The sequence below is a fragment of the Geobacillus vulcani PSS1 genome (genome assembly GCF_000733845.1).
In the GTDB taxonomy this organism is placed as follows: domain Bacteria; phylum Bacillota; class Bacilli; order Bacillales; family Anoxybacillaceae; genus Geobacillus; species Geobacillus vulcani.
The window spans coordinates 2,205,842-2,218,233 of the sequence record NZ_JPOI01000001.1; the positions used below are offsets into that span (position 1 = coordinate 2,205,842).

Annotated in this window: 14 protein-coding genes; 12 read left to right on the forward strand and 2 right to left on the reverse strand. The window is 52.2% G+C overall.

Going from position 1 to position 12,392, the window contains the following annotated elements:
- Positions 1–30: 30 nt before the first annotated feature.
- From N685_RS0111945 to N685_RS0111960, 4 genes are read left to right on the forward strand one after another with little or no spacing between them, the layout of a single operon-like run.
- A complete protein-coding gene (locus N685_RS0111945) occupies positions 31–1,581 on the forward strand; it encodes a spore germination protein (RefSeq protein WP_071880183.1) in 1,551 nt (516 codons plus the stop codon).
- An 8-nt stretch (positions 1,582–1,589) separates the two neighbouring features.
- A complete protein-coding gene (locus tag N685_RS0111950; protein WP_033842334.1) occupies positions 1,590–2,708 on the forward strand; it encodes a GerAB/ArcD/ProY family transporter in 1,119 nt (372 codons plus the stop codon).
- A gap of 39 nt (positions 2,709–2,747) precedes the next feature.
- Positions 2,748–3,947, forward strand: coding sequence for a Ger(x)C family spore germination protein (locus N685_RS0111955; RefSeq protein ID WP_031408654.1), 1,200 nt, complete (start codon positions 2,748–2,750; stop codon positions 3,945–3,947).
- Positions 3,944–4,171 (forward strand): hypothetical protein, encoded by a 228-nt coding sequence (locus N685_RS0111960; protein ID WP_031408656.1) that lies wholly within the window; start codon positions 3,944–3,946, stop codon positions 4,169–4,171. Before N685_RS0111955 ends, N685_RS0111960 begins: the two co-directional genes overlap by 4 nt.
- 266 nt (positions 4,172–4,437) lie before the next feature.
- Here the strand turns inward: N685_RS0111960 and N685_RS19085 are convergent, their stop codons facing one another.
- Positions 4,438–4,572 (reverse strand): YpzI family protein, encoded by a 135-nt coding sequence (locus tag N685_RS19085; RefSeq protein ID WP_071880184.1) that lies wholly within the window; start codon positions 4,570–4,572, stop codon positions 4,438–4,440.
- A gap of 125 nt (positions 4,573–4,697) precedes the next feature.
- Here N685_RS19085 and N685_RS0111970 point away from each other — a divergent pair, with 125 nt between their 5' ends.
- The 8 genes from N685_RS0111970 to spoIVA all read left to right on the forward strand — a co-directional run bounded on the left by N685_RS0111970 (position 4,698) and on the right by spoIVA (position 11,862).
- On the forward strand, positions 4,698–5,294 hold the full coding sequence (locus tag N685_RS0111970) for a YphA family membrane protein (RefSeq protein WP_031408658.1): 597 nt from the start codon (positions 4,698–4,700) through the stop codon (positions 5,292–5,294).
- Positions 5,291–6,193, forward strand: a complete 903-nt coding sequence (locus tag N685_RS0111975; protein ID WP_031408660.1) for a YIEGIA family protein — start codon at positions 5,291–5,293, stop codon at positions 6,191–6,193. The genes N685_RS0111970 and N685_RS0111975 overlap by 4 nt, the downstream gene beginning before the upstream one ends.
- Positions 6,183–6,368 carry a capping complex subunit for YIEGIA gene (locus N685_RS0111980; RefSeq protein WP_031408662.1) on the forward strand — a complete coding sequence of 62 codons (186 nt, stop codon included), beginning with the start codon at positions 6,183–6,185 and terminating at the stop codon, positions 6,366–6,368. Before N685_RS0111975 ends, N685_RS0111980 begins: the two co-directional genes overlap by 11 nt.
- A gap of 110 nt (positions 6,369–6,478) precedes the next feature.
- Positions 6,479–7,789 (forward strand): ribosome biogenesis GTPase Der, encoded by a 1,311-nt coding sequence (der, locus tag N685_RS0111985; RefSeq protein WP_031408664.1) that lies wholly within the window; start codon positions 6,479–6,481, stop codon positions 7,787–7,789.
- A 278-nt stretch (positions 7,790–8,067) separates the two neighbouring features.
- A complete protein-coding gene (locus N685_RS0111995; protein ID WP_031408666.1) occupies positions 8,068–9,102 on the forward strand; it encodes an NAD(P)H-dependent glycerol-3-phosphate dehydrogenase in 1,035 nt (344 codons plus the stop codon).
- 181 nt (positions 9,103–9,283) lie between these two features.
- Complete coding sequence (locus N685_RS0112000; protein ID WP_031408668.1) at positions 9,284–9,487, forward strand: DUF2768 domain-containing protein; 204 nt, start codon at positions 9,284–9,286, stop codon at positions 9,485–9,487.
- A gap of 17 nt (positions 9,488–9,504) precedes the next feature.
- A complete protein-coding gene (locus N685_RS0112005; RefSeq protein ID WP_031408670.1) occupies positions 9,505–10,227 on the forward strand; it encodes a hypothetical protein in 723 nt (240 codons plus the stop codon).
- Between the two features lie 156 nt (positions 10,228–10,383).
- Positions 10,384–11,862: a stage IV sporulation protein A gene (gene spoIVA / locus N685_RS0112010; protein ID WP_031408672.1), complete on the forward strand. Its 1,479-nt coding sequence runs from the start codon at positions 10,384–10,386 to the stop codon at positions 11,860–11,862.
- 274 nt (positions 11,863–12,136) lie between these two features.
- Here the strand turns inward: spoIVA and N685_RS20065 are convergent, their stop codons facing one another.
- A complete protein-coding gene (locus N685_RS20065) occupies positions 12,137–12,346 on the reverse strand; it encodes a hypothetical protein (RefSeq protein ID WP_237746898.1) in 210 nt (69 codons plus the stop codon).
- Positions 12,347–12,392 lie beyond the last annotated feature (46 nt).

Genomic DNA, 12,392 nt, shown 5'->3' on the forward strand with positions numbered 1-12,392 from the left:
TACGTATTAGGATGGTAAGGAGGGAAGGACATGCCGTTTTTGCCAACGCGGAGGAGAAACAATCAGCCGCTTCCCATAGAAGACAAGGAAGAAGAGCAGCAAGAGCTTCTAACGGTCGATCTCAATGAAAACGTAGAGAAAATCAAAACGATTTATCAGGATTGTATGGATGTCGTCTTTCGAAAGTTTCAAATGTTTGCTGACACTGATGCGGTGATCATTTATATCAACGGATTGGCGAATATCGAAGAAATTCATGAACATGTGCTTGAGCCGTTGATGGAGCATGGTTGGGTCGATGGAAACGGCATGCCGCCGGCTGAACAGCTCGTTGACATGAAGCGCTTTATCGAACAGCGACTGCCTGTCTCGAAAGTATATCGGGCGCAGACGGTAGCGCAGTGCATTGAGCATCTTGCAGAGGGGAATGCGGTGCTGCTTGTCGACGGGCAAAGCGAAGGGGTTGCCCTAGGCTTGTCCAAATGGGAAAAGCGGGCGATTGAAGAACCGGTGGCGGAATCGGGAATCAGGGGGCCGCGCGAAGGATTTATTGAATCGCTCGAAACCAATCTCTCCTTACTGCGGCGCCGAATCCGCAGTCCACTGCTGAAAGCCAAAGCGATCGCTTTAGGCAAGTATACGAAAACGGAAGTCGCTGTTTGTTATATAGAGGGCGTGGCTGCGCCGGCGTTGGTCGCTGAAATCGAACAGCGGCTCCGGCGCGTGGAATTGGACGGCGTGCTGGAAACAGGGTATATCGAGGAGATCATCCAAGACCACCCGTACTCCCCGTTTCCGCAAGTGTTGAATACCGAACGGCCCGATGTGGCGGTGGCCAGTTTGCTTGAAGGGCGCATTGTCATTGTGCAAGACGGCACTCCGTTTGTGCTTGTGATGCCGGTGTCGTTTTATTCGTTGATGCAGTCGAGCGAAGATTACTATCAACGTTCATTGATCAGCACGCTGATCCGCCTGCTCCGGTATTTGTTTTTATTGGTGTCGCTCTTGCTGCCATCGGCGTACATCGCTATTTTGACCTTTCACCAAGAAATGATTCCAACGACCCTTTTATTAACCGTCGCTGCGTCAAGGGAGCGCGTTCCTTTCCCGGCGTTTGTCGAAGCCTTGATCATGGAAATCGTCTTTGAAGCGCTGCGTGAAGCCGGTGTGCGGCTTCCCAAACAGGCGGGGGCAGCCGTCAGCATCGTTGGCGCGCTTGTCATCGGCCAGGCAGCTGTTCAGGCCGGCCTTGTCTCCGCACCGATGATCATGGTGGTGGCGCTGACGGGGATCGCATCGTTTATGTTTCCGCGTTTTACTGCGGCCATCGCGCTGCGCATGCTGCGCTTTCCGATGATGATTTTGGCCGGATCGTTAGGGCTGCTGGGCATTATGCTTGGGCTGCTTCTGATCCTGACTCATATGGCGTCTCTTCGTTCGCTTGGCGTTCCGTATCTTTCAGTGCATGTTCCCAATGCCGGCCATCATATGGATGACGTGCTGATCCGCACTCCGTGGTGGAAAGCAAACGCTGATTCGCGCGTGAATGAGCGGCGCAGCCAACAGACGGCAAAGGAGTGAAAAAGACGGTGGAAAAGGAAAAAATCACGTCCGTCCAAATGATGTTTCTTCTCTACCCGACTGTTATCGCCACCGCTATTTTGATCGTTCCGGGAGTGACGGCCCACCATGCGAAACAAGATATGTGGATTTCGCCGCTGTGGGCGTCGCTTGCCGGCTTTTTGGCCGTGTACATCACGGTGCGGCTGCATCGCCTCTACCCGAAAAAAACGCCGATCGAATACAGCGTGGACATTGTTGGCCAGTTTTTGGGGAAATTGATCGGATTGATTTGGTTGTTTTTCTATTTCCATGTAACGGGAATTGTTATTCGCGAGTATGGAGAGTTTGTCGTGGGCAACTTTTTGTTTCGCACGCCCATCAGCGTTGTGATGGGAAGCATGGTGTTTGTCTGCGCCGTGGCGGTTCGCAGCGGGCTTAACGTGTTGGGACAGCTCGCGCAATTGCTGGTTCCGTTTGTCATTATGCTGCTGATGATGATCGTCATTTTGTTGCTTCCGGATATCGACTTGAGAAATATGCTGCCGATCATGGAAAAAGGGGTCATGCCGTCGATTATGGGATCGGTGATTCCGCAAGGCTGGTTCAGCGAATGCTTTTTGATGGCTTTTTTGCTTCCTTATGTCATTGATCAACATAACGGGCCGAAGTGGGGGAACATGGCCGTTGTGTTCATTGCTTTGACCTTGCTTATGACTAATTTGGTCACCCTGTTGGTGTTTGGAGCGATTACCGCCCATTTTGTGTATCCGGTGATGACTATCGTTCGCTACATCAGTATTGCTGATTTTTTGGAACACCTTGAAGCTGTGGTCATGGCGCTTTGGGTGGTTGGCGTTTTTTTAAAGATTTCTGTCTTTTATTATGCCATAGCCGTAGCCATGGCTAAATGGCTGAATCTGGAACATTACCAGCCGCTTGTGTTTCCGGTTGGATGGATTTTGTTGTTCATGTCCATTTGGGCGACGCGGGATTTAATGGAATTGACCCATTTTGTCGCCACGACCGGCCCCTTTTATTTGATGTTTGTCCAAATCATTCTTCCGTGGCTTCTGCTGCTTATTGCTAAATGGAGGAAGCGGGCCGTTTCATCATCTGACGCTGTTTTGCAGGAACACGGGAAGTAGTAAAGCCCCTTATCATTGAGCGAAAAAGGATGAACCGACATGATCGCCTGGAAACAATGGAGACTGATGGTTTCCTTTCTCTTTATGATTGCCCATTTTGCCCTGCTTTGTGGGTGCTGGGATCGCGAGGAGGTCAATGATCTCGCGCTCGTGCTCGGAATTGGCATTGATCGGACGGAACAAGGGAAGATCAGGATGACCGTAGAGATCGCGGTGCCGCGGACAATCGGGGGACAGATGCTAGGGGGAGGAGGCAGCAGCAACGAGGGAGAGACGATCGTGCGTTCGGGAACAGGCGTGACGATTGGGGATGCCATCGCCCAGCTGCAGGAGCGGCTGTCCCGCCGCCTGTTTTGGGGACATACGAAGGTCATTGTGTTTGGCGAAAAAGCAGCGAAGGCGGGCATTCGCGAACATCTTGATTTTCTCGCCCGCCACCCGCAAACCCGGATTCGGTCCAATGTCTTTGTCAGCCAAGGCACGGCGAAGAGCGTGCTGCAATTGGTTCCGATCATCGAGCAAAGTTCATCAGAAGCGTTGCGGGAATTGGCGGAATCAAGAACACTGCTGAAGAAAACGGTGAAAGAAACGCTGCAAATGCTAAGCAGCGAGGCGCAAACCATCGTGCTTCCCATGGTCAAAGTGCTGCCGCCGGAAAAAGGGAAAAAACCAATTCAAACGATGCCCTTTATTTATGGAACCGCCATTTTTAAAAAAGATCAAATGGTCGGCCAAATTGACGACTATCTCACTCGCGGCTTGTTATGGATTCGAAATGAAATCGAGCAAGCGCATATTACCGTGGCCGTCAAAGGGGAGCAAGGGAACATCACCTCGAGGATGATTCGTTCGCGCACCGTTCTCATGCCGAAATACGAGCAAGGAAGGTGGAAAATGACCATCAAGGTGACAACGGAAGACGACATCATCCTCAACGGAACGAAGTTGGACTTATTAAGCGCCAAGAACATTCAAAGGGTCAAAGCGCAGCTGGAGAAGGATATTAGCCGGCGGATGCGGGAGGTCTTGAACAGCGTGCAGAAAGAAATGAAAATTGATGTGTTCGGCTTTGCTGATGCGTTTTACAAAAAATATCCACATCAATGGCACCGCATGAAACCACGCTGGGAGGATATTTTCCCCAACCTGCCTGTTGAGCTGAACATCACAGTGAAAGTGCGCAGGCCGGGAATGAATTTCTCTCCGCAAGGCGTGCCGGAACCAGAGGTGAAAAAATGAACGCTTGGCTGATCCTAGGAATGCTGCTGATTGTCGGACTGATTTGGTGGTATGAGTGGTCGCGGCTCGGAAAGGCGCAAAAAAGAGAAAAAACGGCAGTCGCTGTTCTGCTTTGCTTAGGCGCCGTGTTGGCCGCCATGTTGATCATCAATCCGGATCTGCCGGGCCCGTCACAAATGATTCACGCTCTGTTTCGACCTTTAGGGGAAATACTTGAAAAATAGGGAACATCATTTGTTCTCGTTTCTGAATGGTGTTGGCGCACAAATGGAAAGCTAGCCGCAAAAAAACACGGCTAGCTTTTATATATGACAGCGATCCTCTTCGCTAGGTGATCGATCCAAGCGCTGTCCTAAGGACAGTGTACGGAAACAAGAAGGCTCCTGCCTAAAACAAGCTTGCTCCGATTCGAACTTTGCAGTGGAATTCTGTCGCTGTTGCTCGCGTCCGGACAAGGGCGGCCGCAAGGGAAGATAAGAGCCGTTTTTTCTCAATGGCTGTTTCGTTCCCGCGCTTCGTCCGGCGTGTCGAGCCGAGCCGCTCCTTTATAGGAGAGGGACTGGTCGCGGTCTGACTCGACGCGCCGCGATTGCTTCAGCTTTTTTTCCTGTCGATCTTTTCCCATTTCATCATGGCTCCTTTCTGCTTCGGTACAGCGATCATTTTTACTATGAACGAAAGCTGTTTTTTCTATGCGGGAATGAACGTTCATAAAAGATGACATAATGGACATAATAAGGAGTGGAAAAGATGGAAGGAGTCTATTTTTATTTCTTTTTTTGGGCGTTATGGATTGTAGCGACATTTTTGATGAAAAAGACCGTCGAGCGGACGAAGCTGGCTGCGTTTTCGCTATTCATGATCAGTTCGGCTTCCATAACGGTGAAGATCAGTCCTATTCAGATGGGGGCGTCCTTTTTTGTGCTTTTTTTCTCCTCTTGTTACGTGGCGGTCACACAGCGGCCATGCGGATGGCTGCGGATGGCGCTGTCAGCGACCGGCTTGGCGTTTGCCTATGCCGCTTTTCGTCTGCTTGCCTTGTTTGATCCGGTCTGGATTTGGCTTGACGGCCAATGGATGCTTGGCTGGTGGCTCGCTTTCGTCAGCGCCTTGTTTCACCGCGATGCAACAGCCCGCCTTCTTTGTCTGGCGCTCGGCGGATGCCAAGGGGAAATCGTGTATGCCATGGCTGTTTCCCGCATGACACCGGATGATGTGATCGGGGCATTTTCATTTTTGGATGCAATGTCGATCAGTGCGTCGTGCTTGCTCGTTTGGGAATCGATCCGCTTCCTCTCGCTGCAGCTTGAGGAAAAACGGCCTGTAAGGAGGATGAGGCAGCCGTGAACGAATACACGTTTCCGATTTTATACGGTGTTGCCGCTGGGGTGTTGACGCGGCTTTATTTGTTGCGCACCGATTACCGGCAATACCCGACGTATTTGCACGGTCGGACGATCCATATCGCCTTAGGGGCCATTGCCGCCGGCCTGGGAACGGTCGCCGTGCCGGCGATTATGGAAAAAGAGTTCGCAGCGATCACATTTTTGGCCTTGGCCGCCTCACAATTTCGCGACGTGCGCAATATGGAGCGCAATACGTTGAATGAATTGGACCAGTATGAACTCGTGCCGCGTGGAAAAACGTACATTGAAGGGATCGCCATCGTGTTTGAGGGGCGGAACTATTTAGTGATTTTTGTTTCCTTCCTATCAACGCTTGCCTATTTAGTATGGAATGTGTGGGCGGCTGTCTTGGCGAGCATCATTGGCTTGATGGCGGCGCGGCGGTTTATGAGCGGAAGCCGGCTGAAAGACATTGCCGACGTCCAATATGTCAAGCCGCATTTTGAAGGGGCAGGGCTGTATGTTGACAACATCTACATCATGAACATTGGTTTGCCGGCTCGGCGCGAAGAAATTTTGCGCTATGGAATGGGGTTTATTTTAACGCCGAAAAATTTCAACGCCCGCACGACGATCGCCAACCTCGGGCAGCGGCAGGCGATTTTGCATGACGTATCAACGGCGCTCGGCATTTATCGCGATTCAGGGACGCCGGCGCTCGTGCCGCTCGCGAAGCGGGACTTAAATGACGGGCGCGTCGGTGTTTTTATTTTGCCGCAAGTAGAGGATGTCGAGAAGGCGAAGGCGGTCATTGAAAACGTTCCGGTGCTCGAGAGCGCCATCCGCATGCCGGCGAAACGGCGCTGGAAGCGAAGAGGGGGCGGCGGTGATGACGCATGAAAAAATGATTTTGGCCATTGTGACGACCAAGGGCGAAACTGTCGCCGGCGGCGCGCCGATCTTTATTTGCCAGACAAAAGAGGAAATGGAACAGATCGCCGCCAATTTAGAGGCGATTTTGGATGGCATCGCCCATGAATTGAGCGAGGGGCTTCTTATTATCGTCAAACATTAGTTGTTGAGCGTTTCGCTTTTTGATAAAATAAAGCAGCTGCAGTATGCCCTTTTCGAAAAGGGCGTTTTTTCACGAGGAACGATATAAAAATGTCGATAAAGGGTGGTAGCATGGCAAATCCAGTCGTGGCCATTGTCGGCCGTCCGAATGTGGGGAAATCGACGATTTTCAACCGCATCGTCGGGGAGCGCATTTCCATCGTCGAAGACGTACCCGGAGTGACGCGCGACCGCATTTACAGCCGGGCCGAATGGCTGAACCATTCGTTTTACTTGATCGATACCGGGGGCATTGACATCGGCGACGAGCCGCTGCTTGTGCAAATTCGTCAGCAGGCGGAAATCGCGATCGATGAGGCGGATGTCATCATCTTTATGACAAACGGCCGGGACGGCGTGACCGCGGCCGATGAAGAAGTGGCCAAGCTGCTTCGCCGGTCGAACAAGCCGGTTGTGCTCGCGGTGAACAAAATCGACAATCCGGAGATGCGCGATTTGATTTATGACTTTTATGCCCTCGGCTTTGGAGAGCCGTATCCGATTTCCGGAGCGCACGGGACGGGGCTTGGTGATTTGCTTGACGCCGTCGTCCGTCATTTCCCGAAAGGCGGCGGGCAGGAGTATGAGGAAGACGTGATTAAATTTTGCCTTATTGGCCGGCCAAATGTCGGCAAATCATCGCTGGTCAATGCCATTTTAGGCGAAGAGCGGGTCATCGTCAGCGACATCGCCGGTACGACGAGGGATGCCGTCGACACCTCGTTCGTGCGCGAAGGGCAGGAATATGTTATCATTGATACGGCAGGGATGCGCAAGCGAGGAAAAATTTACGAAAGCACGGAAAAATACAGCGTCTTGCGCGCGTTAAGGGCCATTGAGCGCTCGGACGTCGTGCTTGTCGTGCTAAACGCCGAAGAAGGCATCATCGAGCAGGACAAAAAAATCGCCGGATATGCCCATGAGGCCGGACGCGGCGTCATTTTGGTCGTCAATAAATGGGATGCGATTGAAAAAGACGACAAAACGATGGTCGAGTTTGAGCGGAAGATTCGCGATCATTTTCCATTTTTGGATTATGCACCGATTTTATTCGTGTCGGCGAAGACCAAACAGCGGCTGCATAAGCTCTTGCCGCTCGTCCGGCTTGTGAGCGACAACCATGCGATGCGCGTCCAGACCAATGTGCTCAATGAAGTCATTATGGATGCGGTGGCGATGAATCCGACGCCGACGCACAACGGCAAGCGGTTAAAAATTTATTATATGACGCAAGTCGCCGTCAAACCGCCGACGTTTGTCGCGTTTGTCAATGATCCGGAATTGATGCATTTTTCATATGAACGGTTTTTGGAAAATCGCATCCGTGATGCGTTCGGTTTTGAAGGCACGCCGATTAAAATCATCGCCCGTCCGCGGAAATAAGAAGGAAAGCGCCAAGAGAGCTCGCGAAACCCACGATTCTTCCTTGGCTGGAGGGAAGGGCGCCGGCAGCGGGAAAGCGGGGCCGGGCGTGCTCATCGGCGACAAGCGCCGCGGGATTCACCAAGGGGCCGGAATCAAGCAAACCGGCCGAGCGCGCTTCTGCGCGGATGGATGGCGGGAGCGGAAGCCATAGCCGTGAAAGCCGGATGGACGAGAACGAAGCGATGCGGCTGCTCTTTTTCGAGATTGCGACAATCGGACGAAGGAAGTGGGAAACGATGGAGAATATCGCCGTACTGGGGGCGGGAAGCTGGGGCACGGCGTTGGCGCTCGTTTTGGCCGACAACGGGCACCGCGTCCGGCTTTGGAGCCATCGGGCGGAGCAAGCCTGGGAGATCAACGAACGACGGACGAACGAAAAATATTTGCCAGGCGTCCGTCTGCCGGAAGCCATCATTGGTTACGATGATCTTTGCGCTGCGCTTGACGGCATTTCCATCGTCGTGCTGGCCGTACCGACGAAGGCGATCCGCGATGTGCTCAAACAAGCGCGCCCCTGCTTGACGGCACCGATCACGGTCGTTGCCGTCAGCAAAGGAATCGAGCCGGGGACGCATAAGCGGGTGTCGGAAATGGTCATCGAGGAAATGGGCGAATGGCTTGTGGATGTTATTGTCCTTTCCGGGCCGAGCCATGCCGAAGAGGTCGTGCTCCGGCATCCGACGACCGTGGCGGTATCATCGCCCAATATGGAAGCCGCGCGCCGCATCCAAGACATCTTTATGAACCATCACTATTTTCGCGTGTATACGAACCCGGATTTAATCGGCGTCGAAGTCGGTGGAGCGCTGAAAAATATCATCGCCTTGGCCGCCGGCATCAGCGACGGGCTCGGCTACGGGGATAACGCCAAAGCCGCTCTTATTACCAGGGGGCTCGCCGAGATCGCCCGCCTCGGCTGCGCCCTCGGCGCTAATCCGATGACGTTCGCCGGTTTGACCGGAGTCGGCGATTTGATCGTCACGTGCACGAGCGTTCATTCCCGCAACTGGCGGGCCGGCTACATGCTCGGTCAAGGAAAAAAGCTGGACGAGGTGCTCGAGAGCATGGGAATGGTCGTCGAAGGGGTGCGGACGACAAAAGCCGCCTATGAACTGGCGAAAGAGCTTGGTGTGAAGATGCCGATCACCGAAGCTCTCTATGACGTATTGTTTGCGGGAAAAGACCCGAAAGAGGCGGTCGATTCGCTCATGGCGCGTGGAAAAAAGGAGGAAATGGACGACTTGAACCATATTTTTGCCGAACAAGAATGATGAAAATAGGCCAATGGCGGTACAAGTCGTCTTCGTTTTGCATACAATATGGCGAACCATCATCGGCTTGAGCTTCCGGAAGGGTATGAGGCGATGCTGAAGTAAAGAAAGCCCCGCTTTACTTCAGCTTTTTTTTTGCCAATGCTATAATTATAGTTGTCGAAAAAAAGGAGGGGCCCCCATGTCACCGGCGTTAGCGAAAATGTGGATCGCCATCGCCTCGATGGTGTTTATGTTTATTTCTGTCGGCTTCATTTATTTAAGCCGCTATAAGGTCAAGATGAAATGGCTTCGCTTCCTGTTGGCGCTCATCGCCTACATTCTTTTAATTTTCGCCGGCATCATCATCATTTTCGTCGTATTCAGCGGACCAACACCGCAATAGGCAAAAAGGTGGGAAAGATGAAACGAATCGCTCGCTTGTTGTTGTCATGTATATGTTTGGCCATGATTTCCGGCTGCCTGTATCCACAAGAGCGGTTGAAACAAAACCAAATTCCTTACAAAGACCAAGTGGCGGCCGTCCAATCGGCAGTTGATGAATACCGGAAGGCGACCGGCGGGCTTCTGCCGATCAAAACACGCGACATGAACACGCCGATGTATTTGAAGTATCCAGTCGATTTTCAAAAACTCGTTCCCCGCTATATGCAGGAGCCGCCGGGAAACGCCTATGAAAGCGGGGGCGTCTTCCAGTATATGATCATCAATGCGGAAACGAACCCGACGGTCAAGCTTCTTGATTTGCGATTGGCTGAGCGCGTCCGTGATTTAAAGCTGCGGCTGCGCATGTATACGGACAAGCATAAGTATCCGCCGTTTCAAGACGTCGTTGCGCCGGGCGTATTTACGCTCGATTACAAAAAGCTCGGTTACAAAGAGCCGCCGTATGTCGTCAGCCCGTTTTCCGGCAACAACTTGCCGTTTGTCATCGACGGGAATGGGGAAATTTATATCGACTATCGTTCTGATTTGTATGCGGCGTTGAAAAAATATGCGCACCACTACAAGCCAGGCGACGACATTCGCCCGATTTTGACTGACCATTCGCTTTTTGTGCCGGCGTACTCGTTGCCCTATACGATCGATGCCAAGACGAATGAACCGATTTTTTTCATAAAATGAGTCATCTTCCCTTCTCTAGGAAAATACATTCTAGAGAAGGGATTTTTTCTATTTTAGTCATAACCGAATCGGACAACATCATATGCATATAGTGTCCTGCTCTATTGGTTCATCTCGCTGTTTCTAATAACGACCGAAGAACTGGAGGGGAGTCATTTGGAAAAGGTCGATATTTTTAAAGATATCGCCGAGCGGACTGGGGGCGACATTTATTTAGGGGTGGTCGGCGCCGTCCGCACCGGAAAATCGACGTTTATTAAACGGTTTATGGAGTTGGTGGTCATTCCGAACATTAAAAACGAAGCCGATAAAGCGCGCGCCCAAGATGAACTGCCGCAAAGCGCCGCCGGCAAGACGATCATGACGACAGAACCGAAGTTCGTGCCAAACCAGGCGGTGACGGTGAAAGTGGATGAGGGTCTTGAAGTCAACATCCGTCTTGTCGATTGTGTCGGTTACGCTGTGCCCGGCGCAAAAGGATATGAAGACGAAAACGGGCCGCGGATGATTCACACGCCTTGGTATGAAGAGCCGATCCCGTTCCAAGAGGCGGCGGAAATCGGGACAAGAAAAGTCATCCAAGAACATTCGACGATTGGAGTCGTCATTACGACAGACGGCACGATCGGGGAAATTCCGCGTCAAGACTACGTCGAAGCGGAAGAACGGGTGATTGGCGAGCTGAAAGAAGTCGGCAAGCCGTTCATTATGATCGTCAACACTGTTCGGCCCCACCATCCGGAAACCGAAGCGCTTCGTCGCGAGCTTGCCGAAAAGTACGACATCCCGGTGCTCGCCATGAGCGTGGAAAGCATGCGCGAAGCCGATGTGTATAACGTGCTTCGTGAAGCATTATATGAATTTCCGGTGCTTGAAGTGAATGTCAACTTGCCGAGCTGGGTGATGGTGCTTCGCGAAGATCATTGGCTGCGCGAAAGCTACCAAGAAGCGGTTCGCGACACCGTCAAAGACATTAAACGGCTGCGCGACGTCGACCGGGTTGTGCAGCAGTTTGCCGAGTACGATTTCATCGAAAAAGCGCAGCTCGCCGGCATCGAAATGGGGCAAGGGATCGCCGAAATTGACTTGTACGCGCCGGATGAGCTGTACGATCAAATTTTAAAAGAAATCGTCGGTGTCGAGATCCGCGGCAAAGACCATCTGCTTCAGTTGATGCAAGATTTCGCCCATGCGAAGGCGGAATATGATCAAATCGCCGACGCCTTGAAAATGGTCAAACAAACCGGCTACGGAATCGCTGCTCCCGCTTTGTCCGACATGAGCCTTGACGAACCGGAAATCATCCGCCAAGGGTCGCGCTTTGGCGTCCGTCTGAAAGCCGTTGCGCCGTCGATTCATATGATCAAAGTCGACGTCGAATCGGAGTTTGCGCCGATCATCGGCACGGAAAAGCAAAGCGAAGAGCTCGTCCGCTATTTAATGCAAGACTTCGAAGACGATCCGCTGTCGATTTGGAACTCTGACATTTTCGGACGTTCCCTCAGCTCCATCGTCCGTGAAGGCATCCAAGCGAAACTGGCGCTCATGCCGGAAAACGCCCGCTACAAGCTGAAAGAAACGCTTGAGCGCATCATCAACGAAGGCTCCGGCGGCCTCATCGCGATTATTTTATAGAAAAGCGGAGGCCGCGCGCCCAAGCTCCCGAGGAAAAATGTTCCCCGCCCGCAGAAGTGCTTGCACTTCGAGGGCGGGGGTTATTTTGCGGAAGGGAGCTAGCGGCCGGAGCTAGACAGAAAAGAAAAGCGGAGGCCGCGCGCCAAGCTCCCGAAAAGGGGGCTTTTTTTGATGCCATTTTTTCAGTTGCTAAGCGGCAAAGGGAAAAAATCGCCAAAACCCTTGAGAAATCAGGATTGGCACTTGATTATAGGCATGGCGTTATGGTAATCTTTTATCTGAAATCGTTGTTTTGGTGAAATATGCCTAAAATTGGCCGTTTTTGCGAAAAAAGATGTTGAATTTCCGCGGTCAATTGGTTAAGATTAGGCATGTCACCGCCTGTTGGCGGGAAGAAGGCGGTTTCCTTGTCCTTTGCTTCGTTTGCGCTCGGCAAAAACAGGAGAAGCCCAAACGGTTGGGAAGAGGCTTCAGCCGGCGGCATAGGCGCATCTCCTGCGGACTGTCGCGAGGCAAACATAGAATGATTG